This window comes from Lysinibacillus sp. RC46, from assembly GCF_041262385.1.
Classification (GTDB): Bacteria; Bacillota; Bacilli; order Bacillales_A; family Planococcaceae; genus Lysinibacillus.
On sequence record NZ_JBGCCF010000008.1, the window covers coordinates 49,445 to 75,189 of the forward strand.

Annotated in this window: 25 protein-coding genes and 1 other annotated feature; of the genes, 4 read left to right on the forward strand and 21 right to left on the reverse strand. The window is 39.0% G+C overall.

The window, feature by feature from the left end; all coding sequences use genetic code 11:
- Positions 1-61 precede the first annotated feature (61 nt).
- The 8 genes from sigH to ispF form a co-directional block, all read right to left on the reverse strand.
- Positions 62-709: an RNA polymerase sporulation sigma factor SigH gene (gene sigH / locus ABH966_RS09380; protein ID WP_370077748.1), complete on the reverse strand. Its 648-nt coding sequence runs from the start codon at positions 707-709 to the stop codon at positions 62-64.
- Positions 710-776: 67 nt separating this feature from the next.
- Positions 777-1,289 carry an NYN domain-containing protein gene (locus ABH966_RS09385; RefSeq protein WP_370077967.1) on the reverse strand — a complete coding sequence of 171 codons (513 nt, stop codon included), beginning with the start codon at positions 1,287-1,289 and terminating at the stop codon, positions 777-779.
- 2 nt (positions 1,290-1,291) lie between these two features.
- On the reverse strand, positions 1,292-2,044 hold the full coding sequence (gene rlmB, locus ABH966_RS09390) for a 23S rRNA (guanosine(2251)-2'-O)-methyltransferase RlmB (RefSeq protein ID WP_370077750.1): 753 nt from the start codon (positions 2,042-2,044) through the stop codon (positions 1,292-1,294).
- A complete protein-coding gene (locus ABH966_RS09395) occupies positions 2,044-2,463 on the reverse strand; it encodes a Mini-ribonuclease 3 (RefSeq protein ID WP_053482829.1) in 420 nt (139 codons plus the stop codon). Before ABH966_RS09395 ends, rlmB begins: the two co-directional genes overlap by 1 nt.
- A gap of 5 nt (positions 2,464-2,468) precedes the next feature.
- Positions 2,469-3,869 carry a cysteine--tRNA ligase gene (cysS, locus tag ABH966_RS09400; protein ID WP_370077753.1) on the reverse strand — a complete coding sequence of 467 codons (1,401 nt, stop codon included), beginning with the start codon at positions 3,867-3,869 and terminating at the stop codon, positions 2,469-2,471.
- Complete coding sequence (gene epsC / locus ABH966_RS09405; RefSeq protein ID WP_323648541.1) at positions 3,866-4,516, reverse strand: serine O-acetyltransferase EpsC; 651 nt, start codon at positions 4,514-4,516, stop codon at positions 3,866-3,868. The genes cysS and epsC overlap by 4 nt, the downstream gene beginning before the upstream one ends.
- 186 nt (positions 4,517-4,702) lie before the next feature.
- Positions 4,703-4,921 (reverse strand) — a binding site (T-box leader).
- Between the two features lie 50 nt (positions 4,922-4,971).
- On the reverse strand, positions 4,972-6,432 hold the full coding sequence (gltX, locus tag ABH966_RS09410; protein WP_370077755.1) for a glutamate--tRNA ligase: 1,461 nt from the start codon (positions 6,430-6,432) through the stop codon (positions 4,972-4,974).
- 91 nt (positions 6,433-6,523) lie between these two features.
- Positions 6,524-7,000, reverse strand: a complete 477-nt coding sequence (gene ispF / locus ABH966_RS09415) for a 2-C-methyl-D-erythritol 2,4-cyclodiphosphate synthase (protein ID WP_370044013.1) — start codon at positions 6,998-7,000, stop codon at positions 6,524-6,526.
- A 281-nt stretch (positions 7,001-7,281) separates the two neighbouring features.
- Between ispF and ABH966_RS09420 the strand changes: the two genes are divergently transcribed.
- A complete protein-coding gene (locus ABH966_RS09420) occupies positions 7,282-8,940 on the forward strand; it encodes an SWIM zinc finger family protein (protein WP_370077757.1) in 1,659 nt (552 codons plus the stop codon).
- A gap of 182 nt (positions 8,941-9,122) precedes the next feature.
- Here the strand turns inward: ABH966_RS09420 and ispD are convergent, their stop codons facing one another.
- The 8 genes from ispD to ABH966_RS09460 form a co-directional block, all read right to left on the reverse strand.
- Entirely contained in the window at positions 9,123-9,818 is a 696-nt protein-coding gene (gene ispD / locus ABH966_RS09425) for a 2-C-methyl-D-erythritol 4-phosphate cytidylyltransferase (RefSeq protein WP_370077969.1), read from the reverse strand.
- Positions 9,819-9,830: 12 nt separating this feature from the next.
- On the reverse strand, positions 9,831-10,916 hold the full coding sequence (locus ABH966_RS09430; protein ID WP_370077759.1) for a PIN/TRAM domain-containing protein: 1,086 nt from the start codon (positions 10,914-10,916) through the stop codon (positions 9,831-9,833).
- A 454-nt stretch (positions 10,917-11,370) separates the two neighbouring features.
- Positions 11,371-12,747 carry a DNA repair protein RadA gene (gene radA / locus ABH966_RS09435; protein WP_370077761.1) on the reverse strand — a complete coding sequence of 459 codons (1,377 nt, stop codon included), beginning with the start codon at positions 12,745-12,747 and terminating at the stop codon, positions 11,371-11,373.
- Between the two features lie 142 nt (positions 12,748-12,889).
- Positions 12,890-15,334, reverse strand: a complete 2,445-nt coding sequence (locus ABH966_RS09440) for an ATP-dependent Clp protease ATP-binding subunit (RefSeq protein ID WP_370077763.1) — start codon at positions 15,332-15,334, stop codon at positions 12,890-12,892.
- Complete coding sequence (gene mcsB, locus ABH966_RS09445) at positions 15,324-16,433, reverse strand: protein-arginine kinase McsB (protein ID WP_370077765.1); 1,110 nt, start codon at positions 16,431-16,433, stop codon at positions 15,324-15,326. Before mcsB ends, ABH966_RS09440 begins: the two co-directional genes overlap by 11 nt.
- Positions 16,430-16,978: a UvrB/UvrC motif-containing protein gene (locus ABH966_RS09450; RefSeq protein ID WP_370077767.1), complete on the reverse strand. Its 549-nt coding sequence runs from the start codon at positions 16,976-16,978 to the stop codon at positions 16,430-16,432. Before ABH966_RS09450 ends, mcsB begins: the two co-directional genes overlap by 4 nt.
- A 14-nt stretch (positions 16,979-16,992) precedes the next feature.
- Positions 16,993-17,463 carry a CtsR family transcriptional regulator gene (locus ABH966_RS09455; RefSeq protein ID WP_049662772.1) on the reverse strand — a complete coding sequence of 157 codons (471 nt, stop codon included), beginning with the start codon at positions 17,461-17,463 and terminating at the stop codon, positions 16,993-16,995.
- Positions 17,464-17,666: 203 nt separating this feature from the next.
- Positions 17,667-17,972, reverse strand: coding sequence for a magnetosome magnetite crystal formation protein family (locus ABH966_RS09460; RefSeq protein WP_370077769.1), 306 nt, complete (start codon positions 17,970-17,972; stop codon positions 17,667-17,669).
- A 121-nt stretch (positions 17,973-18,093) separates the two neighbouring features.
- Here ABH966_RS09460 and ABH966_RS09465 point away from each other — a divergent pair, with 121 nt between their 5' ends.
- Both ABH966_RS09465 and corA read left to right on the forward strand, forming a co-directional pair.
- Positions 18,094-18,780: a class I SAM-dependent methyltransferase gene (locus ABH966_RS09465; RefSeq protein ID WP_370077771.1), complete on the forward strand. Its 687-nt coding sequence runs from the start codon at positions 18,094-18,096 to the stop codon at positions 18,778-18,780.
- A gap of 49 nt (positions 18,781-18,829) precedes the next feature.
- Positions 18,830-19,789: a magnesium/cobalt transporter CorA gene (corA, locus tag ABH966_RS09470; RefSeq protein WP_370077773.1), complete on the forward strand. Its 960-nt coding sequence runs from the start codon at positions 18,830-18,832 to the stop codon at positions 19,787-19,789.
- A 129-nt stretch (positions 19,790-19,918) separates the two neighbouring features.
- On the opposite strand, the gene ABH966_RS09475 is transcribed toward corA, so the two are convergent.
- A complete protein-coding gene (locus ABH966_RS09475) occupies positions 19,919-20,128 on the reverse strand; it encodes a hypothetical protein (RefSeq protein WP_370077775.1) in 210 nt (69 codons plus the stop codon).
- Between the two features lie 296 nt (positions 20,129-20,424).
- On the opposite strand from ABH966_RS09475, the gene ABH966_RS09480 reads away from it, so the two are divergent.
- A complete protein-coding gene (locus ABH966_RS09480; protein ID WP_370077777.1) occupies positions 20,425-21,735 on the forward strand; it encodes a protoglobin domain-containing protein in 1,311 nt (436 codons plus the stop codon).
- A 48-nt stretch (positions 21,736-21,783) separates the two neighbouring features.
- Here the strand turns inward: ABH966_RS09480 and ABH966_RS09485 are convergent, their stop codons facing one another.
- The 4 genes from ABH966_RS09485 to ABH966_RS09500 all read right to left on the reverse strand — a co-directional run bounded on the left by ABH966_RS09485 (position 21,784) and on the right by ABH966_RS09500 (position 25,728).
- Positions 21,784-22,263 (reverse strand): acyl-CoA thioesterase, encoded by a 480-nt coding sequence (locus tag ABH966_RS09485; protein WP_053482846.1) that lies wholly within the window; start codon positions 22,261-22,263, stop codon positions 21,784-21,786.
- A gap of 67 nt (positions 22,264-22,330) precedes the next feature.
- Positions 22,331-23,758 (reverse strand): aldehyde dehydrogenase family protein, encoded by a 1,428-nt coding sequence (locus ABH966_RS09490; protein WP_370077779.1) that lies wholly within the window; start codon positions 23,756-23,758, stop codon positions 22,331-22,333.
- A 42-nt stretch (positions 23,759-23,800) separates the two neighbouring features.
- Positions 23,801-24,763, reverse strand: coding sequence for a DUF4003 family protein (locus tag ABH966_RS09495; protein ID WP_370077781.1), 963 nt, complete (start codon positions 24,761-24,763; stop codon positions 23,801-23,803).
- A gap of 605 nt (positions 24,764-25,368) precedes the next feature.
- Positions 25,369-25,728: a DUF779 domain-containing protein gene (locus ABH966_RS09500; RefSeq protein ID WP_370077782.1), complete on the reverse strand. Its 360-nt coding sequence runs from the start codon at positions 25,726-25,728 to the stop codon at positions 25,369-25,371.
- Positions 25,729-25,745 lie beyond the last annotated feature (17 nt).

Consider the following 25,745-nt stretch of genomic DNA (forward strand, 5'->3'; position numbering starts at 1 on the left):
GCACTTTGTCTTTTCAAGACTAACACCTATATTTGTCAATGTCAACAAAGGCATACAACCGCTAAGACATTTCTTCAAGAACTAAATGTCGCTCTAATTTACGCTTTACTCGTTGCAAAGCATTGTCAATAGACTTCACATGACGATTTAATTTCTCAGAAATTTCATGATAAGACTGTCCATCTAAGTAAAGCGCTAACACTTGTAGCTCTAATTCACTTAAAATCTCACCCATCTTTTCTTCTAAGTAGCCAAACTCTTCTCTATGAATCATTAATTCTTCCGGATCATCCATAATAGCACCGGTTAACACATCCATTAATGTACGGTCTGACTCTTCATCAAAAATAGGCTTGTCCAAAGAAACATAAGAATTTAGTGGTATATGCTTTTGTCTTGTAGCTGTTTTAATAGCCGTAATAATTTGTCTTGTAATACATAATTCAGCAAAAGCTCGAAAAGAAGCAAGTTTATCTCCCTTAAAATCACGAATGGCTTTATACAAACCAATCATGCCTTCTTGCACAATGTCTTCTTTATCTGCACCAATTAAAAAATAAGATCTAGCCTTCGCTCTCACTAACAAACGGTATTTCGTAATTAAATAATCCAACGCATCTGTATTACCTTGATGCACCATTTCAATAAGTTCTTCATCATTGAATCGTTCAAAATCTTGTGTCACTTGTACAATATTATTTTTAAACATGGTATCACCTCAGCCACAACAGATAATAGGAACAGTATAACGGAATTGGAAAATATGAGTCAATCAATCATTTCAAACCACGCCGCCACTTTTCAAAGGCTAAAGCAACATCCGGCTTAAGCTCCATGCGAGATGGCGGTTTGCTATCATGTTTTTGTTTCACATCATGAGAAATTTTATGTTGGATAATACCCATCTCAATTTCTAGCTCTCTTGCCGATTTTCGCAGAGCACCATTACCAAAAATAACATTTTGCTCTGCCATATCAGAGGTTGCTACGTGAATCTGTACATTTCTAGCTTTTAGTTCATGTGTCATTTTTTCAATACGTTCATCTGCTGTTTCGTTTTTCCGTGTATAAATGATTTCGACATCGTTTTCTAAATAAGTTTGCTCCACACCCGGTACAAGATGCGCGTCAAAAACTATAATTACGCGCCACCCCATAGCTGCCTTATACTCAGCCATAAGCTCAATCAACCTCTTACGGGCATCTTCAAAATTAGTATCACGTAATGGTCGTAGCTCTTTCCAAGCTCCTATCATATTATAGCCGTCAACAAGCAAAATATTGTTCATTGTCAATCATTCGCTTCTTGACGTTTACGATACACTTCGTACATTAAAAGTGCAGCAGCTACCGATGCATTTAGTGATGTGACATGCCCAACCATCGGTAGATGATATAAAAAGTCACATTTCTCTTTTAATAAGCGGCCCATTCCTTTGCCTTCACTACCAATAATAATCGCAAGCGGCAATGTTGCATCCATTTTACGATAGTCTGCAGAACCTTTGGCATCTGTACCTGCAATCCATACCCCTCGTTCTTTTAGCTCATCTACTGTCTGCGCTAGATTATTAACACGCACAACAGGTACATGCTCAATTGCTCCAGTTGATGCCTTTGCCACTACAGCTGTCAAACTCACAGAACGGCGCTTCGGAATAATAATACCATGCGCACCTATCGCATCAGCAGTTCGCATAATAGAGCCCAGATTATGAGGGTCCTCTAGCTCATCTAAAATTAAGAAGAATGGATCTTCTTGTTTTTTTGCCGCTACAGCAAATAAGTCCTCTAGCTCTGCATATCTATATGCTGCAACAGAGGCAACTATTCCTTGGTGGTTGGCATCTGATAATTGATCCACCTTTTTTTTCGGGACAAATTGAACGATGACGCCACGTTCTCGTGCTAAATCTAGGAGTTCATTAACCCCTGATTTTTTCACACCTTCTGCAATCCATACTTTATTCATATCGCGGCCTGAACGAAGTGCTTCTAACACTGGGTTTTTACCGGCAATAATTTCACCATTTTGCTCTGCCATTAATTCGACACTCCTTTTGATTCCTCGATGATTTGAATAGCGTATGCAATGATTGCATAGACGCGTTCTAATTCATTTAATAAATATAAACTACCGAGCACAGCCTCAAAACCTGAGCTATTACGGTATGTTTGAACATCTGTATTTTTGGGCACAGAGCCGGATTTGGCATTGCGTCCACGACGGAACACAGCCAACTCCTCCTCTGTTAAAAAGCCTTCATCCATCATTCGATGTACAATCATAGATTGAGCTTTAGCTGATACGTAACGCGTCGCTTCTCTATGAAGTGTGTTAGGTTTGACACGGCCGGCACGTAATAAATGCTCTCGTATCTTTTGTTCTAAAACTGCGTCTCCCATATAGGCTAACGCTAATGCATTCAATTGCTTAACATCTTCGTTGCGGAGTTTATCCAAGTTGCTTACCCTCGTTTCCATCTAGTTCCTTGTCGCGTATCTTCTAAAATGATACCTTGCGCTTGCAAATGGTCACGAATTTCATCCGAACGAGCAAAATCACGATTTTTACGTGCATCTACACGTTCCTGTAACAGTGCTTCAATTTCTTCGTCTAATAGCTCTTCTTCTTTTGCAAATTCAATACCTAAGACGTCACCTAACACCTCAAAAGTTTCAGTAAAACTTACTAATACTTTTTCATCAGTATTCGTTTCATTTAGATAAATATTTGCGATGCGCGCTAATTCGAATAATACAGAAATGGCATTGGCTGTATTAAAGTCATCATCCATCGCTTCTTCAAAGTAAGCTTTTTGTTCAGCAATTTTTTCAAGCCATTCTTCTGAGTGATCACCTAAGCTCGCAGTTGCTGTTAAACGGTGTTTCACATTGTTGTAGGCAGTACGAATTCGTTCTAACCCATTTGCGGCTGCATCTACTAAATCCTTCGCAAAGTTAATCGGATGACGGTAATGCACAGAGAGCATAAAGAAGCGTAAAACTTGTGGGTCAATTTGTTTACGAATATCATTAACGAGTATAAAATTACCAAGGGATTTGGACATTTTTTCATTATCAATATTAATATACCCATTGTGCATCCAATAACGCGCAAATGTTTTATCATTATGAGCTTCAGATTGCGCAATTTCATTTTCATGATGCGGGAATGTTAAATCTTGCCCACCTGCATGAATATCAATAGTATCTCCTAAATGCTCACGTGCCATTACAGAGCACTCAATATGCCAACCCGGACGTCCTTTGCCCCAAGGACTTTCCCAGTAAATTTCACCTGGCTTTACAGCTTTCCATAGAGCGAAATCTAACGCATCATCTTTTTTCTCGCCTGCTTCTATACGAGCACCAATTTTTAAATCATCCACCGATTGGTGAGATAATTTACCGTAACCATTAAATTTACGAGTTCGGTAATAGACATCACCAGCTGACTCATAAGCATAGCCCTTATCGACTAAAACTTGAATGAATTGAATGATATCATCCATATGCTCTGTTACACGCGGATGTACATCTGCTTTCTTGCAACCTAGCGCTGAAACATCTTCAAAGTATGCGGCAATAAAGCGCTCCGTTAATTCATGAACTTCTTCTCCAAGCTCATTTGCAGCCTTAATAATTTTGTCGTCCACATCTGTGAAATTTGAAACAAATTTCACATCATAGCCTTTGTATTGGAAATAACGACGCACTGTATCGTAGACAATTACAGGACGTGAATTCCCAATATGAATGTAGTTATAAACTGTTGGACCGCAAACGTACATTTTTATTTTGCCTTCTTCCAGCGGTACGAAAGTTTCTTTTTGTCGTGTTAATGAGTTGAAAATTTGAATACTCATTGTGTTTCTCTCTCCTTTTGTAAGCGCTCGATTTCCTGATTCAATGCTGCAATCTGCTTCTCGAAAGCTTGACAACGTTCTTCTACAGGGTCAGGTATATTTTGGTGGTCTAGTTTTTTCTCTAGACGAACCCCATCCTTAATCACTATTTTACCAGGAATACCGACAACTGTAGCATTTGGTGGCACTTCTTTTAAGACAACTGAACCTGCACCAATTTTACTATTTTCACCAATTGTAATAGAACCTAAAACTTTTGCACCTGTCGCAACTAGTACATTATCCTCTAATGTTGGGTGGCGTTTCCCCTTTTCTTTTCCTGTACCACCTAAAGTTACACCTTGATACAACGTTACATTATCACCAATCTCACATGTTTCACCAATTACAACGCCCATCCCATGGTCAATAAAGAAACGTCGACCAATTTTCGCTCCAGGATGAATTTCAATTCCAGTAAAGAAGCGACTAATTTGTGAAATGGTACGGGCTATAAAATAAAAACGCTTTTTAAAGAACCAATGGGCAACTCGGTGTGACCAAGTAGCGTGCAAACCTGAGTATGTTAGTATAACTTCGAATACACTACGCGCTGCTGGATCATTCTCAAAAATTGTTTCTACATCTTCCTTCATTCTTTTAAACACAAAAAGCTCCCCCTTTTCATTTTGATCTGCTTTAATTCCACACAACCACTTGCATCCCTGGCCATTGAAATACTATAGCTGACGTTGATTTCATCACAGAGTTAATGGAGTAGAATCCGGCGCATCCATCGCTTCAATTCACTGTCCAGAAAATAAAAAAGCGCCCCTATCATCCCAAAAAGGAATGACAGAGACGCTAAATTTGCGCGGTTCCACTCTGATTGAAGGCGAAAGCCTTCCACTCTGGACGTTCTGTAACGGGAACGAATCGATAAAGCCTACTAGTTGTTCAGCTTTATACTCAAAGGTGCATTTCAGTTTTGCCTAGGCTCAGACCACTTTCAGCCGGTGATGGTCCTCTCTTTGGAGCATGCGCCACTTACTTCTCCTTATCAACGCTTTCTCAATGTAAATACATTTTACAACGAACTAATAAATTGTCAATCAATTTCTACTTATTGTGCAAATTTTTCTACACGGTCAATTGTTTTCTGTTTACCAATTAAGCAAATCGCGTTAGGAAGTTCTGGACCATGCGTTTCACCTGTCGTTACGACGCGGATTGGCATAAATAGATTTTTACCTTTGTGACCTGTTTCTTTTTGAACAGCTTTAATAGCCGCTTTGACAGTATCAGGTGTAAATTCCTCTAAACCTTCAAGCTGTGCTTTAAATGCAGCCATTACCTCAGGTACTTGCTCCCCTGCTAAAACTGCTTTTGCTTCTTCATCATATTCAATATGATCGTTAAAGAATAGGCGAGATAGTTCTACAATTTCAGCACCAAAGCTCATTTGTTCATGATAAAGTGCGATTAAATCTGTAGCCCATGCACGTTCTTCTTCTGTTAACTCTTCTGGTAATAAACCAGCTTTTTGTAAGTGCGGTAAAGATAATGCTACCACTTCTTCTAAAGATAGTTTTTTAATGTATTGGTTATTCATCCAAGTAAGCTTTTGTTTATCAAACATAGATGGTGATTTTGAAAGACGTTTTTCATCAAAAAGTTTAATAAATTCTTCTTTTGAGAAAATTTCTTCTTCCCCTTCAGGAGACCAACCAAGTAATGCGAAGAAGTTAAACATCGCTTCAGGTAGGTAGCCTAAATCTTTATATTGCGTGACGAATTGAATAATTGATTCGTCACGTTTTGATAATTTTTTGCGGTTTTCATTAATGATTAATGTCATATGACCAAAGCGTGGATATTCCCAGCCAAATGCATCAAAAATCATCATTTGTTTTGGTGTATTCGATAAATGCTCTTCACCACGGAATACATGTGAAATTTCCATAAAGTGATCATCTAGCACTACCGCGTAGTTATACGTTGGGATACCGTTTGCTTTAACAAGAACCCAATCACCAATATCTTTTGACTCAAATGCTACTTGTCCACGTACTAAATCTTCAAATTCATATGTTACATTTTCAGGTACGCGCATACGAATTGTATATTGTTCACCAGCAGCTTCTTTAGCCGCAACTTCCTCTGCTGATAAATGACGACAAGTGCCATCATAAGTTGGAGCTGCAACACCTCGTGCTTTTTGTTCTTCACGAGACGCTTCTAATTTCTCAGAAGAACAGAAGCATTTGTAAGCTAAACCTTGTTCTAGTAGCTTTTCAGCGTGCTCTTTATAAATATCAAGACGCTCCATTTGGCGATAAGGTGCATATGGTCCACCAATATCGATCGACTCATCATACTCAATACCTAACCATTTTAAATTATCTAGCTGAGATGCTTCTCCGCCCTCTACATTACGCTCAATATCTGTATCCTCAATACGTACGATGAATTTACCGTCATGATGTTTTGCATATAAATAGTTAAATAACGCTGTACGCGCTCCACCGATATGTAAGAAACCAGTAGGGGATGGCGCGTAACGAACACGAACTTCTTTCGCCATAATTAAAAGCCTCCTAAATTTTCGTTCAAAAAATTGACTTTGTTCATTTTACCACTCTGTTACAGGAAATAAAAGCGCTGAGAGCCTGCTTTTACTTCTTAATCAATAGGATTGTCGCCATAGCCGCAATCCCTTCCTCGCGACCTGTAAAACCTAAACGTTCAGTTGTTGTTGCTTTAACATTCACTTGAGAAGGCTCTGCATGAAGTAATTCAGCAATACGATTTTGCATTTGTTCAATATATGGTGCCATTTTCGGACGTTGTGCCATAATCGTACAATCCACATTGCCTAGAACATAACCCTTGTCCTCAACAATCTTCCAAATATGCTCTAATAATTTTGCTGAATCAGCATCTTTGAACGCGGGATCTGTGTCTGGGAAATGACGACCGATATCTCCCTCACCAATAGCCCCTAACGCTGCATCTGTTACAGTGTGTAATAAAACATCTGCATCCGAATGCCCTACTAACCCTTTTTCATGAGGAATTGTTATACCACCAATAATTAATGGACGCCCTTCTTCAAATGCATGCACGTCAAATCCTTGTCCCACTCGAAACATATGATTTTGAGACTGTCTAATAAGATAAATAAAATCCACCACATGAAGCCTATTTACTTCAAAAAATATGCAGACTTAAAAAGCGTCTATTCAGCTCATAAGGCAGTCTCATTCACCTTCTTTCACTTTTATATTTACTCTATATTATACCCTCACATTTTAACATATTTCCTAGGAAATGAGTGTCTCGACTAAGTTATATACTATTGGACTCTCATTTCCCTCGTATTTTTTGTTATGCTTGCATTAATCTAATACGAATACGATAAGGCGGGACTGACATGAACATCAATACTTTTGAAAAGCAATTTAAAAAAGTAATTATACAGCGTGGACACGATTATTATGTAAAAAATCATGTCATTGATATTATGCAAATTGACAATAGCAATTGGCAGGCAGAGGTTGAAGGAACTGAACCGTATACTGTAGACGTCGTCATCACATCAAATGGCGATATTACATATGCGAATTGTGACTGCCCTTACGATGATGATTGCAAGCATATTGCCGCTGTGCTATACGCGATTAAGGAACAACTTAACAATCCTCCTGTACCAGTATCTAGATCATCTAAAGTCAAAAAATCAACATTACAGCAATTGCTAACAACACAAACAAAAGAAAATTTAATAAGCCTAATTCTAACAGTTGGGGAGAACTCCCCTAATTTTTTGCAAGAATTAGAAATGCGACTAATGGAGCCAACAGATATAGTAAAGGCCGCTAAAAAAATGATTGTCCAGCATCTAAAAAGCGGGCAGGAGGGGCGTAGCGGTTTTATCCCACGTCATCGGGCATCGAAAGCACTAAAAGGTGTCTACTCAACACTTCAACACGCTAAGGAGCATATTGACGAAGAGAATTATATTACAGCTATTGAGCTTAGTTTTCTGTGCCTTCAATACACATTAGAGGCACTACAATATGGTGATGATTCCGATGGTCATTTCGGTGATGCCATAAATGAAAGTCTTGAATTAATTAGTCAAGCGATTGAAGAAGGAGCTAGTCTTTGGTCAAAAGAGCAGTATGAAACAGTCTATGAACTTGTTATTCAAAAAGCAATGCAACACGAGTTAGATGGCTGGGTAGACTGTCGAATTCATTTACTCCATGCCTGTGTTCCTCTTTGTGTGGATGATGCGATTGAGGAGCAATTCAAAACCCTAATTCATTCGATGGAAAGTACATCAGATGATTGGAATGCACAATATATAAACAAAGAGTTAAATCAAGTTGAGCTTCACTTATTACAGAATAAATACAGCAGTAAGGAAGTAGAGGCATTTTTGGAGAAGCATATTGAGGACTACCATATGCGTGAACAAATTATTCAATCTGCCATTAACCGCGGTGAATATGAAAAAATATTACAATTAACAGCAGATGGGATCCAGCAAGATCAACAACTCCCAGGAATTGTGAGCATGTGGCAACGCTATGCCTTTCTAGCTCATCAGCATTTAGGGCATACAGAAGAGATGCGCGAATTAGCTTTAACGCTATTACAACAGGGTGATTATGATTTTTACAAGGAGTTCAAAGCTCTTCACTCTACTGAACAATGGCCGGAGGTTCTGGAAGAATTATTAAACAGCCTTACCAATTCACAATTATATGCAAGACTTATTGTAGAGGAACAGCAATCTAAACGTATTCTAGACTATTGCAAAGAATACCCAACACGAATAGAGGACTATTATCAATTCATTAAAGAGCAGTACTATGAAGAAGTTTGTGCACTCTTTATTGACGCCGTCACTATCGATGCTCAATCTTCCGCTAATCGAAAAAATTATAAAGATGTCTGTGGTTCTATCAATATTATGCGTAAGGCTGGCTATACCGTAGAAGCTGAACGGTTGATTACTGATTTACTGCAAACTTACCCAAAGCGCCCTGCTTTTATAGAGGAATTAAAGAGTATTATGAAATAGTGGATTTTCTCTGCAAAAAGAGTTTCTTAACAGCTTTACATTTTGAGGAATTGAAGCATTTAAGAACATAGCTGAAAGAAGTTAAAATAAAATCCCATAAGAAGTTATAGTGCTACTTCTTTACGGGATTTTGTATAGCTGCTCTAGCCGCTACCATTTTAATTTACCTAATATATCTCACTTCAACTATTCTCATACAAAGCACGTTTACGCAATATCGCTTCACCGAAAACTAGATCCTCTTGCGTTGTCATCTTTACGTTCTCGTAGCTGCTTTCTACAATATGCACCTCATGTCCGAGACGTTCAACAAGCATTGCTTCATCGGTTCCAAGGAAGCCTACCTTCTCAGCGACATCCTCCGCCTCGACAATCAAATCAAATTGAAATGCTTGTGGCGTTTGAATCATCCATAAGCTTTCTCGATCAATTGTCTCTTCAATAATACCATTGCGTACTTTTTTCATTGTATCCTTCGCACGAACTCCCGCAATCGCAGCGCCAAATCCATGCGCACTTTGTACAAGATTCGCAATAATATCATGCGTAATAAATGGACGCGCAGCATCATGCACAAGCACAATATCAACCTGCTTCATTTCTTTCATGCACGAATGGACGGAATGCTGTCGCTCTGCACCACCATCAGGTAAACCTTTAACTTTAGTAATTCCATACCTCTCTAGCATTTCTTGAATAAATACACGCTCTTCAGGCTTCACTGCAAGCCAAATACCTGTACACTGGCTATCCTGTTCAAATACCTCCAGCGTGTGTATGAGGATCGGTTTTTCTAAAAGATTTAAAAACAACTTATTTTGCCCTGCACCCATTCGCTTTCCGCTTCCCGCAGCAGGCAACACTACTTCATATTGCACATTTCCCACTTCCTAGTCATCCTTTGGTTTAGCAAAAATCATACGACCTGCTGATGTTTGAAGAACACTTGTTACGGTTACTGTAATTGCCTGTCCTATATAGCTACGTCCACCTTCAACAACGATCATTGTGCCGTCATCTAAATAGGCAACCCCTTGATTATGCTCTTTGCCATCTTTAATGACCATCACTTGCATATCCTCACCTGGAATTACGACAGGCTTTACTGCATTTGCTAAATCATTGATGTTCAGCACTTTAACGTGGTGGAGCTCACAAACTTTGTTCAGGTTAAAGTCGTTCGTCACAATTTGTGTATCGTGCCCCATTTTCTTTGCAAGGCGTACTAGTTTTAAGTCAACCTCTTGCACATCCTCAAAGTCCTCTTCCGAAATCTGTACCTTCGTCATACGTTCATCTTGTAATTTCTTCAAAATATCTAAGCCGCGACGACCTCTTGTACGCTTTAATGTATCCGAAGAATCAGCAATATGCTGAAGCTCAGTAAGGACAAATTGAGGTACAACTAGAGTACCTTCTATAAAGCCTGTTTCAGAAATATCTGCAATACGACCATCAATAATAACACTAGTATCTAACAGTTTATAGCTGCCTCGTACTTCTTGAGGCTCTACACCTTCCGCTAATTTTTTCTTCGTATTATTACCACGTAACGTAAATAGCTGGATTAATTCATCTCGCTTTTTAAAGCCTACACGGAACCCTAAATAGCCAAGCACAAATGACAGTATAACTGGTAAAACCTTTGTAAATTTCGGTAAATCCATACTATCAATTGCAAAGCCTAAAAAATAAGCAACGATTAGCCCGATAATAAGTCCCAGTGTACCAAATAATAAATCTCCAACAGGTACTTTAAATAGCACCTCTTCCATCCAACTAATAAGCCTTACGAAATAATCCGAAAAGGCAAACGATAGTGTAAACAGTAAAAGCGCTCCTAAAGCTACTGATACGTAGGGATTATCAAGCCAAGGATTAGATGATAAATGAAGCAATTCGTATAATGGCGGTAAGAAAACAAGGCCTAATGCTCCTCCAATCAGTAAAAAAGCAATTTGAACAAATTTTTTCATAAACTGTCACCTCCCATTTTTAATATATAATTATACATAGTTTACTGTAGAAAATCTTTTATGAACCCACCAAAGCATCATTATATCTCTTCTTTTGAACAATCATTTCGATTCTAATGAAAGAGGAAACCAATTACCGAAATCCTTCACACTCAAATTAGAAATGCTTAAGCATCTGCTGGGCATTAAAGGAGCCTTTTCACAGACGTTATCTTAGACGCCGTTTCCCCTCTTAGAGTTTCCTACCTTCTATCTCTGAATTACAAAAGTTTGCAAATCAATTATGCCTCGGCATAATTGCGTCCGGAATCGGCTTTGTGCATTCACAAAGAACTCCTTGCCGATTTCCGTGACATCCGCCTTAGGCTTTAATTTATTTCAGCGGGTGTTTGTACACCCGCTGAAATAAATTAAAAGTGCATGTCAGAACATTGTCCAACATGCACAAGCTTCTTTATAGCTCTCTAAAGCAAGCAGTCAATGCATCCTTTATCGTTTCCACACCAACTACCTCAATACCTTGCGGGAAATCCCATCCACCGATATTCGAAGCCGGTATGAAGACCCGTTTAAATCCGAGCTTTGCTGCCTCAATCACACGTTGTTCAATACGAGATACACGACGCACCTCGCCTGTCAAACCTACTTCCCCAATCAAGCAGTCCGTTGCTCTGACAGCTTGATCCTTAAAACTTGAAACGATGCTTGTTAACACAGCTAAATCAATTGCAGGTTCATCAAGCTTCACGCCGCCAGCAACTTTAATATATGCATCCTGAGCCTGTAGCATGAGGCCCATTCTCTTTTCAAGAACGGCCATAAGCAGTTGTACACGGTTTTGATCGACACCTGTTGCCATTCGTTTCGGATAATTAAAGCTTGTTGGTGTTACAAGTGACTGAATTTCAACTAGAATTGGCCGTGTACCTTCCATTGAGGCTACGATTGTTGACCCTGCCGCTCCCTGTGAACGCTCCTGTAAGAACAACTCAGACGGGTTTAACACTTCCTTTAAGCCCCCCTGGAGCATTTCAAAGATAGCAATTTCATTCGTAGAGCCAAAACGGTTTTTTTGACTGCGTAAAATACGGTGATTATGATGGCGTTCTCCTTCAAAATACAATACTGTATCAACCATATGCTCCAAAATACGTGGTCCTGCAATTTGTCCCTCTTTTGTTACATGTCCAACTAAGAAAATTGCAATTCCTTTCGTTTTTGCAATCCGCATAAGTTCTGCTGTACATTCACGCACTTGTGATACACTACCAGGTGCACTCGTTACTTCCGGATGAAAAACAGTTTGAATAGAATCGACAATAACAAACTTTGGCTGCACATCGTCAATGGTCTGATTTAAAAACTCTAAATTCGTCTCAGAATAGATATACAGCTCTTGTGATACCACTCCTAAACGTTCTGCACGTAGCTTTGTTTGACGGATGGATTCCTCACCAGAAATATAGAGCACACGATGCCCTTTATTCGATAGCAATGCAGATACTTGTAATAACAACGTCGACTTCCCAATCCCAGGATCTCCCCCAATTAACACAAGAGAACCCGGCACGATGCCTCCACCTAACACTCGGTTAAGCTCACCCATTTCTGTTGCAACTCGTGATTCCTCAGCAGCTTCAATCTGCATAATAGGGAGAGCCTTTTGGGTAACCGTAGCAGAATGTTGGAATGCCCCACGTGGCCCTTTCGCGACGACCTCCACCTCTTCAACCATCTTATTCCATTCCCCACACCCTGGACATCTTCCCATCCATTTTGCAGATTCATAGCCACAGCTTGAGCATACAAATTTTGTTTTTTTCTTTGCCAAATTGCATCCACCTCGAATATTTGTTCTTATATTTATTATTGTACATAAAAAAAGACAGCTTGGCACTTAAAGCCTCGCTGTCCTTTTTAAATAAACATTTAACGGGCAGAGGGGAGATGGAGAAGCCCCCCACAGATGAAGATTATTTAGAAGTAGAAACTTCCTCTTTTTTCTTCACAACAAACTCATCATTTACGTAATCAATGATAACTTGGTTGCCCTTCTCTACATTGCCTTTCAGCAGTTCTTCCGATAATCGGTCTTCTACTTGTTTTTGCAATGAACGACGTAGTGGACGAGCACCGTATTGAGGATCGTAGCCTTCCTCAGCAATTTTCTCGAGTGCCGAATCCGTTAACTCTAACGAAATGTCTTGCTCTTTTAGACGTTTTGTTAAAGCATTCGCCATCATTGCTACGATTTCTTTTAAATGTTCTTTTTCTAGTGAGTGGAAGACAATCATTTCATCGATACGGTTTAAGAACTCTGGACGGAATGCTTTTTTCAATTCCTCAAGCATTGTACCCTTCATATCTTTATACTTCGTATCAGTACTACCTACATTGAAACCAAGGTTTTTACGATATTTTAAAGCATCTGCACCAACGTTTGATGTCATAATAACAACTGTATTGCGGAAATCTACTACTCGACCTTTAGAATCTGTTAAACGGCCATCTTCAAGTACTTGAAGTAAGATATTGAAAACATCTGGATGAGCCTTCTCAATTTCATCTAGTAATACTACTGAATACGGTTTACGACGAACCTTTTCTGTTAGTTGACCGCCATCATCAAAGCCTACATAGCCTGGAGGTGAACCAACTAAACGTGAAGTCGAATGTTTTTCCATGTACTCAGACATATCAACGCGAATCATTGCGTCCTCATCACCAAACATAACCTCAGCTAGTGCTCTAGCAAGCTCTGTTTTACCAACCCCTGTAGGGCCTAAGAAAATAAATGAGCCAATTGGTCGTTTCGGATCTTTCAAACCAGCTCTTGCACGACGTATTGCGCGAGAAATTGCCTCTACCGCTTCTCCTTGACCTACAACTCGTTTGTGTAACTCTTCTTCAAGTTGTAATAACTTAGAAGATTCTTCTGAAGCAATTTTTGAAACTGGAATTCCAGTCCACATAGATACTACCGCTGCTACATCATCTACTGTAACTTTTGACTCAGCTTTACCCTGTTCTTCCTTCCAATTTTTTCTCGTAGTTTCAATTTCATCTTTTAGCTTTTGCTCTGTATCTCTTAATGACGCTGCTTTTTCAAATTCTTGACCTGAGACAGCAGCATTCTTTTCAGAGCGCACATTTTCAAGCTTATCTTCAAGTGCCTTTAAGTTTGGTGGCACTGCGAATGAACGTAAGCGTACTTTAGAACCCGCTTCATCGATTAAGTCAATCGCCTTATCTGGTAAGAAACGATCAGAAATATATCGATCACTCATTTTTGCTGCCGCTTCAATTGCTTCATCTGTGATTTTCACACGGTGATGTGCTTCATAACGATCACGTAAACCTTGAATAATTTGAATCGCTTCTTCTACAGTTGGCTCATCAACTTGAATTGGTTGGAAACGACGCTCTAATGCCGCATCCTTCTCAATATATTTGCGATACTCATCTAAAGTTGTTGCACCAATACATTGAAGCTCGCCACGGGCTAAAGATGGTTTTAAAATATTCGACGCATCAATGGCACCTTCCGCACCACCTGCACCGATTAATGTATGCAATTCATCGATGAATAAAATAACATTTCCTGCTTGGCGAATTTCATCCATTACTTTTTTCAAGCGATCCTCGAATTCACCACGATATTTTGTTCCAGCAACAACTGTCCCCATATCAAGTGTCATAACACGTTTATCACGGAGAATTTCTGGCACTTCATTATTAATGATTTGCTGTGCTAAGCCTTCAGCAATAGCTGTTTTACCAACACCTGGCTCCCCAATTAATACAGGGTTATTTTTTGTACGACGTGACAGAACCTCAATAACACGTGTAATTTCTTTGCTTCGACCAATGACTGGATCTAAAGTGCCTTCACGAGCAATTTGCGTTAAATCACGCGCAAGGCTATCTAATGTTGGCGTATTGGCAGCCTGTGCAGCTTGTTGACCAGATTGAGCATTATCGTTATTGCCTAATAACAATAGCACTTGCTGACGAGCCTTATTCAATCCGACACCAGCATTATTTAATACACGGGCCGCTATACCTTCACCTTCACGAATAAGCGCTAATAGTAAATGCTCTGTGCCGATATAGGAATGACCTAATTTACGTGATTCATCAACGGATAGTTCTATTACCTTTTTAGCTCGAGGTGTGTAGTGGACAATCGGACCAACATCCTCTTTACCTTTCCCTACAAGCTCTTCAATACCTGCTTCAATCATTTGAGGACTAATATCAATGGCTTCTAATGCTTTTGCAGCAATACCGCCACCTTCACGGATAAGGCCTAATAGAATATGCTCTGTTCCAATTGATTCGTGTTTCCAATGAATTGCCTCTTCTTGTGCAAGCTGTAATACTTTTTGCGCGCGTTGTGTAAAACGATTAAACATCAAATGAATCCTCTCCTTTTCCCCGAATAATAGGCTTACTCATATTTTCTCGAGATAGTGCCTCACGAAGCATTTCCGCTCGTACGCGATCTCGCTCAGTAGGTGGCAAAACGTCACCTGCGTAATTCTGTAAAAATCCAGGTTGCATACTAACTACACATTCGTTTAATTTAGTCGCTTTAATACCTTCAATTAACTGTAAATCTACCCCTAAACGAACATTAGATAAACAGGTAGCAGCCTCCTCACTCGTTAAAATTCGAGCATGAGTTAATGTCCCTAAAGCACGGTATACACGGTCTTCTAAGGCAAGCTCTGCTTTTTCCATTAACTTACCTCTTGCATGCCGTTCTTTTTGAATTATTTTTTCAGCGACACTTTGGATATCGGCTAAAATATCATCCTCTGTTTTTCCTAGTGTAATCTGATTTGACACTTGGTAAACATTCCCTATATTTTCGCTACCCTCCCCATATATTCCTCTTACGGTCATTCCTAATCGTGTCATTGCATTAATGATTTGATTCATCTGACCCGTAAGTGTAAGGGCCGGCAGGTGCATCATGACAGATGCTCGTAAACCAGTACCAATATTTGTTGGACAACTTGTTAAATAACCAAATGTATCTCGAAATGCGTAAGGCAATGCTTTCTCTAGGGTACGATCAATTTTATTAGCTTGCTCGTATGCCTTTTGAAGTTGAAAACTCGCTGTCATACATTGAATGCGTAAATGGTCTTCTTCGTTCACCATAATGCTAGTTGATTCGTCATCAGATAAGAGCATGGAGCCAACTCGCTCTTTTTTTACAAGCTGAGGACTAATCAAGTGCTTTTCCACAAGTATTTGACGCTGTAAAGACGTTAAGTCTTTAATAGCAAAATATGAATAATTTTCTCGAAGTTCTGTACTATCCTTAATTGCATGTGTAACTGCCTGTTCCACCTGTAATGCTTCATCCTCTGTAAAGGCTAATGGAAAACGATAACCATCTAAATTTCGCGCAAGGCGGATGCGTGTACTTATGACAATATCTGAATAATCGTCCTCTACACTCATCCATATTGGTGTAGCACGCTCTAAAAACGACTCAATCATCACGACACATCACCACCTTCAAATTGTAGCTGTTTCTCAAGTTCCTTCGCTTCATCACGAAGCTTTGCTGCATCTTCAAATTGTTCTTCATCTACAGCAATTTTCATACGTTTACGAATATCTTCAATTTGCTTTTTGATGACATGAACATTGTTTCGAGCACCGGGCATTTTCCCTATATGTTGAGGGCCAGCCTGAATACGGTTAAAGAGCTTCGGCAAATGCTCGCTAAAGGTGTCATAGCAGCTAGGGCATCCAAATTTACCTTCTTTTAAAAATTGTTTATAGGTAAATCCACATTGTGGGCAAGTTTGCGGTTGTGGTGGTGCCTGCTGTTTTTCACCCACTTGTTGTTGCTGCCATGTAGGGGAGCCAAACCAATTAGATAATAGCTGTTGAATAGATACTGGCTCTTGCTTAAATTCAGCATGAAATGGATGGAACTGCGAGGCGCAGACGTCACAATAATGATGCTCCACTTTTTGGCCACTTTGAACTTGTGTTACGGTAACTGTCGCATTACGCTGCTTGCAATGTTCGCATATCATTTCCATCACCTCTTTTATTTTTGCTGTTCATATTTAATCGTTGTTAGCATCGCTCGTAAAATTTTTGCTCGAATGTTATCCCGTAACGGGAGTTGCAAATCGATAGTTGAGCGATCAACTGCTGCTAACATTATTTTCGCTTCTCGCTTTGAAATTACCTGCTCATCAATTAGTCGATACACTAAATCTTCTGCCATTATTTGCGATGCCCCACCTTCTATTTGCCTGAGGACATCATCGATTAAATCAATTTGTGAATTCGCGCGGACACGTAAAATTCGAATGTATCCACCACCACCACGTTTGCTTTCAACAAGGTAACCTCGTTCGGCAGTAAATCTTGTATTGATTACATAATTTATTTGTGAGGGCACGCATTGAAATTTATCTGCGATTTCACTACGTTTTATTTCAATATGCCCTTCTCCACCTAATTCAAGTACTTGCTTTAAGTAGCCTTCTATGATGTCTGATATATTACGCATTTTAGGAATACACCTCGCTTACTCCACTGACTTTGACTATCTTTGACTTTCTTTGAGTATATTATACAAAACGCTTGAAAATAATTGCAATTAATTCGCACATAGAAAAATTAAAGTGCCCTGCCCTTAGTTATAAGATACCCGTTTCAGCAATAGAAAAAACGCAAGCATATGCAACTAGCATATACTTGCGTCTATAAAAATTATACCCATCGACCAACAATTGGATAACGCCAAGGCTCATCAGATAAAGCCTTCACAATACCAATAATTGGCGCAATAAAATACATAATACCAAATACAATCAAGAACGGTATCCCAATGAGTAGGACGCTGAAAATACCCGAAATTGTAAGTAACACTATCATCACAACTTGGAACAATAAAGCTTGCACAGAGAGACTCTTTACCTCTTCATCCGAGCCAATTAAGAAAAATATAATTGGTACTAACCATGGCGCAAAAAACGCACTTGCGTGTATGATTACCTTAGACCATTTAGTTTCCATTTATATCAACCCTTCCATTTGATTTTTTATTTTATGTACTACTATTTACGGACCTACTCCTTAAATAGTTTCAAATATAAATTGGATTTTAAAAATTTTTTTGAAAGGCATGTGATACCCGATGGAATTTAATAACAAACTTGCAAACGAATACGAAAAAGGTATTCGTCGCACGCTCCCAAGCTATGATGCAATGCTACGTTTGACACAAACCTTTTACCAATCTGCGTTACATGAAAAAGCTGAATTTTTAGTAGTTGGCTCCGGAAGCGGCAATGAAATTTTACAGCTCGCTGAGAAAAGACCTCATTGGTCATTTGTTGGCTTAGATCCGTCAGAATCGATGCTGCAAATAGCTAGTGAACGTTTAAAATCTCTACCTAATAATATTTCTTTATATCAAGGAACTATACTGGACACTCAGCTACCTACAGAGAAGTTTGATGCAGCAAGCTGTTTATTAGTGCTTCATTTCATACAAGATGATCAAGAGAAGCTTGCAACATTAAAAGAAATAGCGAATAATTTAAAGCCCGGTGCTCCATTTGTCCTCGTCTCAAAATACGGGCAACCTGGTTCCATAGAAACTGAGCTACAATTTGATCTATGGCGTGCTTATTGGCTACAACATACAAAGCTATCACCATCAGACGTAGCGGAAATGGAGAAATCCATACGTTCTCTTTCATTTATGCGTGAAGAGGACATTTTATCACTATTACAGCAGGCAGGCTTTACAAAACCATCTAGGTTCTTTGCTACGACTTTATTTGGTGGTTGGATATGTTATAAAGAAAGTTTCTTTTGAAGATATATACACCTGTTAGGATAGAATGAACAGGATTGAGGTGAATGCTGTGATACGCACAATTGGAATTACAAAAGATCAAAAGCTTATAAAGGATTTTCCGCTTGAAGATATATACAAAAACGAATTTGAATGGTACTGGGTCGACTTTAATTGTCCGACCGATGAGGAAGAACTACTGTTAGATACATTTTTCCACTTTCATCCACTCGCTATAGAAGATTGTTTAATGCGTTTACAGCGGCCAAAGCTCGATTTTTATGATGATTTCCATTTCTTTGTTATCCAAAGAGTTAACGAAGAATTAACAGCTGAGGAAGTAAACATTTTTGTTTCTAATAAATTTATTGTCACATTTCATAAAAACGGAGCTCCGGAAATAGATCGAGTACAAATGATGTTAGAAAAACAGCCAAAGAATTGGGAACGCGGCACAGTATATTTAACATACCAGGTAATCGATAAAATCGTTGATAGCTATTTCCCGCTTGTCTATAAGATTGAGGATCATTTAAATGCACTAGAAGATGAGCTTACTTATCAAAGTAACCCCAATGCTATGAAAGTTGTGTTTGAATTCCGTAGTGATTTGCTTGATCTACGACGCACCATTTTACCAATGCGCGATCTATTATATCGTATCCTTAACTCTTACCGATTTTCACTAAAGAAATCAGAGCGAGCTTATTTCGGAGATATTTACGATCATCTACTTAAACTCACCGAAATGATCGAATCCAACCGTGAGCTCACGGCGGATATGCGTGATAGTTATATGGCGATGAGCTCTAGTCGCATGAATGGCATCATGATGACCTTAACAATTGTTTCAACAATCTTTATTCCTCTGACATTTATTGCTGGTGTTTATGGAATGAATTTTGACTATATGCCAGAGCTACACGGGAAATTTAGCTACTTTATTGTACTCGGAATTATGATTCTTATCGTTTTATTTATGTTGGGAGTCTTTAAACTTAAAGGATGGTTCGGTTTATTTAAATCTTAAAATGATAGTTTATTGCTAATAACTCCTTTGGGACCAACATCACAGATCGAAGCCAAGCAATCAGCCAGCTATTCTTTTGTCGACAAGCTAAAGGCACCTTAGAGATTTTTCTAAGGTGCCTTTTTACTGTCAGTAAGGGCCACGATCATCAATTTTATCTTCGCCTTGCTGTGGAAATAAAAAGTAAGCGAGTACCCCAGATACTAATGTTGCACAGACAGTAATTAATAGTTGATCTAAGTCTGGTACTTCAGCATAGTAGTTTCGTAACATGTAAACCGATCCAATTGCTACAATTACCATAACCGGAATAACAAATTTGAAACGTTTCTTTTCCATGTAATACCTCCCCAAAACTATTGTTACGTTCAACCTAAACAGTTCGTATTTTACAGGTTTCCTATTTCAAATTCAATTTACCTATTACCTTTTTAATAGTCTATTTCATGTCTTTTAATCGACAGTCATCTATAATACCTATAAAAAAATAAAGAAATAAAGTAAAATTTTAACCAAATTTACTACAAAAAATAGTAGAATAGACTAAATACCATATATTTCGAAAAATTAACAGACTAAGCAATTCGATTTTTTATATACTTACTATGCATTTATAAAGAATGGAGCAAACGACAATGAGTTGGTTTACAAAAAAGAACGATTCTAGCTACTCAATTACATTAGCACCTGAAAATTATAAGCACAATGTACAATTGGATGTATCAAATCATCCAAGACTTCTAAAACAGTTGCAGCTTTTAGATTTAACAATTGAGGATTTAGCCATCATTAAACAACTACAGCCTTTAGCTAAGGATTTAGTTCCTGAAATGGTGGATCAATTTTATGCAGCCATTAGTTTGAGCCAAGATTTGTTAGATATTATAAACAGAACGTCACAAATCGATCGTTTAAAAGTTACTTTACATAAGCACTTGAGTGACATTTTTGAAAGTCATATTAATGACTCTTATATTGATGAACGGAAGGCAATCGCCGAAGTCCATGTTCGAATTGGTCTACAATCGAAGTGGTATATCGCCTCATTCCAGTCATTAACAACGACATTTACACGCTTTACAAATGAGTTAGATTTATCGAAACATGATGCCATACGTGCTATCAATGCCTTCTGCAAAATCATTAACTTCGAGCAGCAGCTTGTAATCGAAGCCTATGAAAAAGAAGAGGAACGCATTCGAGCAGCAGCTGATGACACAAAACATGCACTTGTTACGACCATTCAAAAAACGGCAGAGGAACTCAATGGGATTAGTGAAGAAACAGCAGCTTCTTTATTAGTCATTTCTTCTCAAACGGACGATATCGCAGTAGCTACTAAGCAAGGCTTAACCTTCGTTGCTGATACACAGGAAAAATCCAGACGCGGACAGCAGCAGCTACAAGATCAAAATGATTTAATACAGGTTATTTTGCAAAGTGTAAACAGTCTCGAAGTTACGATGAACCAGTTACGCACATCTTCTCAAAAAATATCAGAGATTGTAGGGCTAGTTACAGGGATTGCCGATCAAACTAACTTATTAGCATTGAACGCTTCTATCGAGGCAGCTCGTGCAGGTGAGCATGGTAAAGGTTTTGCTGTTGTAGCAGAGGAAGTCCGGAAGCTTGCAGAAGAAACAAAAAATGCTGTACAAAATGTTTCTCATCTCATTAAAGAAACAGAAAGTAATATTACAACAATGTCGAATTCAGTTATTAACGTTGATCAAAAGATTCAACATAGCGTAGATACTCAAAACAGTTTATCTAAATCATTTAATGATATCGCCGATGCTGTTTCTGGAATTCAACAGCAGTATGTAAATACATCAAGAGATATTTCAGCAATCTCTAACCTGATTACTGAACTGTCACAAGGAGCTACACTAGTCTCTTCTTCTTCCGATTCACTTATTAATGTGGTAAATGAGTTAAAAATGTAAGCACGAAAAAGGGAAATTGACAGTATTCGTCAATTTCCCTTTTCACTGTTAATGCGGTAATTCCCGTTTTTGTTTACGATGTTCTCGTCTTGCAGGGCCGGTTTCAAACAGACGTTTTTCTGCATCTGTTTCAGGATAAATTGCAGGAACTGGCTTAGGTTTACCGTCATCATCAACTGCAACCATCGTTACAAAAGATTCCGTCGTTAATTTTTCCTCACGAGTTTCAATGTTTCGTGAAATAACTCGAACGTAAACTTCCATTGAAGAACGTCCAGTTGACGAAACAATACTTTCAATTTCTAAAATATCCCCTACATGTGCTGCCGATAAAAAATCAACCGAATCAATAGAGGCTGTAACTACATGCCCTTTCGCATGCTTCATTGCCGTAATAGCAGCAATTTCATCAATATAAGCTAACACTCTTCCACCGAAAATGGAGTTGTGATTATTTGTATCTGGCGGTAATACGAGACGCGTTTGAACAGTACGTGACTGGCCCATCGGTATTGCGTTGTTTGTCATAGTTCTTGCAACTTCCCTTCATGAATGTTCTTTCGTCATCGTATCGTAGAAAAAGAGTTGATGCAAATTAGAAAGATTTTTTCATCGTTATAAATTTCATATCTGTCATTTCCTCAATTGCCCACTTAATACCTTCGCGTCCGTAACCACTCATTTTTACGCCACCGTATGGCATATTATCAACCCTAAATGTCGGAATATCATTAATAATAACAGCACCTGCCTGTATTTCATCAGCTGCACGTAATGCATCAGGTAACACATTCGTGTAAATTCCAGCATTTAGGCCAAGTTCCGACTCATTCACTAGTCGAATAGCGTCATCTAATGTTTCATATGAAACAATTGAGACGATTGGCGCGAATGTTTCCTGACAAACAATTTTCATATCCGCCGTCACATTCGTCATAACAGTTGGCGTTAAAGCACGTTCTGTGAATGTCCCTCCTGTTGCAACTACCGCACCTTGTGACTTTGCTTCCTCAATCCACTGACGAATACGTTCAACTTCTTTTGGATTAATCATTGCACTAACATCAGTATTTGTATCTAGCGGATCACCTACCACTAATTTTTCTGTCTCAGCTACAAACGCCTTTGTAAATTCATCAATTATAGATGCGTGTACATAAATACGTTGTAAAGAGATACAAACTTGGCCAGCAAAATTAAAGGCACCGCCGACACAACGCGAAATAATTTTATCAATTGGTGTCGATGGCTCGACAATTACTGCAGCATTGGAACCAAGCTCTAAAGTAACTTTACGCAAGCCTACTTTTTCTTTAATGCCCAATCCAACCTTACCACTTCCCGTGAATGTCACCTTTTTCACAAGTGGGTGGGTCACAAGTGTATCACTTAGCTCCCCTCCGCTACCTGTAATAATTTGAAGCGCACCATTAGGTAGACCCGCTTGCTGGAAAATTTCCGCCATCACGATAGAACTTAATGGTGTTTGCGTAGCTGGCTTTAAGACAACCGTATTTCCAACTGCAAAAGCAGGACCTAATTTATGTGCCACTAAATTAAATGGAAAGTTAAATGGTGTAATGGCTGAAATTACACCTAGAGGTTCTCGTTTTGTCCAGCCGATACGATCTCCTGCCCCGGGTGCAGCATCCATCGGTACCGTTTCACCCTTTGCTTGCTTAGCACCCTCCGCTGCAAATTGATAGGTTGCTATTGTACGTTCTATTTCAGTTAAACCTGCCGATATTGGCTTACCTGCCTCTAAGGCCAAAATTTCCGCTAACTCCTCTTTCCGCTGGCGCATGATGTCGACCACTTTATATAATATTTCGGCACGTTCGTAGGCTGTTGTCTTTTTAAACGTTTGGAATGCCTCCTGTGCACCTTCTATTGCTTGCTCAACGTCAGAAATCGACGCCTTAGCTACCTTTGCAATAACCTCACCACTATAGGGCGATCTCAACTCATATGTTTCCTTTGCGTTCTGCCACTGGCCATTCATCCAAAGCTTTGTTTCCTTCATCCTTCAAATGCACCTCCAAAAATCAAGTTCTTCTTTATTTTATCACGAAGAACTTGATGCTACAGCTGCTGCACCCACTGCCGCGAACATCGCTGCTTGCTGTGCTTGAATCAATAATTCAATAGATGACATGATCGTCATTGATAAGGATTGTTGCACCTGCGCCATATCATAAATAGCAATTTGAATGGCCATAAATAACACAAATTCACGATGCCATTTTAGAAGTTTCATACCCTTTAACTCATGATATAAATCAACAATCTGTTGAAGCTGTGCTTGATTCACTTCAAGGATTGCTAAAAAGCCAAGTAAAGGATAGTGCATCGTCTTGACCTTTACATCCTGATTCTTTAGTGTGTCACGGATTGTCACAACACTTGGCACTAGTTTCTTATCATATTGAGCTGATAAGAAAGTCAGTACTTGCGATAGCCATTGAAGCTCATTACCCGCATTAAAATTATACGTACGTAATTCTTTATAATAACGATTCATTGTTTCCGCACGTAGCTCAACATCATCAGAGGGGCTGCTTAACAATACTGCATAAGGAATATCATCGTATGACGTTAAAAACTTATGATGTTTACGGATTGCATCAAATAATGCACGTGCTGCCTGTGCATGTGCACGCTTCTCACTGTCCTCTTCAGTTAAAAACTGTGCACCAATAAAACTAAAGTTCCCACTTCTAAATTTTGCTTCCTTCATTATATTAACGTTATTCAGTAAACTTTTTACTGCTTGTTCTGTATCTTCTTGCTCCAATAAATTTGCAGCAATACTATAACCTACCGTTGTTCTTAACGGAGATGTCCATGAAGTTTGCTTTTTCATTTCTTGTAATACTTCTTTATATTTAACAGAATCAAAAGGTTTTCCAGATGCCACATATTTGCTAGCTATGGCTAACACAATTTTACGATCCACTGTCCGTCCAACAGCCTTTGAGACATCCTCCACCATATTTGTAAACTGATTTTCAATCATAACAAAATCCATGTTTAACACGCTCCTTTTCCATATTTACGTAATTAAACAAAAAAGGATTCATCCATTTTGGCTCATCGTCATAACGAGCTTTGTAGCTGCCGCTTTGCTTTCGCTACAAAAAACATTTGTTGCTGTCGCTTCGCTCCAGGGTCCCGGCCAGCAGATGTTTTTTGCGCGAAAGCGTAGCGGCAGCGGCAACAGCACCGATGCTGGTCACGAGGGCGTTATCACAGGACGTGATGGTTTTAGCCTTCGTTCCTCTATTGCTGATCCCCAAGGAGTCGCCCAGCCGTAACGAAGATCAACATTTATACATGGTATACGTTTTTACAAATGTCATACCCACCTTTTAGTAGCGAATCCCCATTTTGCAACAATTAACCTATAAAGCGTTAACGGAATTTATGTGTTACTCAATACGAGTAGTTTAATGGAAATAATTAAAATTGAATGGAGGGGCTGACACTGTTTGAAATGACCAATAGAAAGTAGATCGATTACGATTATTTTTGAGATTACGCAACTCTCCAAGAAATATAGCCTTACACACATTCTCCCAGAAAAATTAACATAAAAAAACAGCGGCAATACTTTTTGCCGCTGTCACTAAAGCTTTAAATTAACCCTAATTCCTTTAACTCCTCTGTTGAAAAGGCTCTTGATCTTGTTAAGAATCGTTTACCTTCAACGCCTTCAAGTGAAAACATACCGCCTCTACCATCGACAACGTCCAAGATTATTTGTGTATGCTTCCAATAGTCATATTGATTTTTATGCATATAGAAGGGAGCACCACTAATCTCTCCTAGGCAAACATCTTGATCACCTAATAGTAAGTCGCCCTCTGGATAACACATTGGCGAAGAGCCGTCGCAGCATCCACCTGATTGATGAAATATAACGGGACCATGCTTTTCTTTCAATAATTCGATTAGTGCTAGCGCTTCTTCTGTTGCTATAACACGCTCAACCACGCTCATGCACCTCCTTA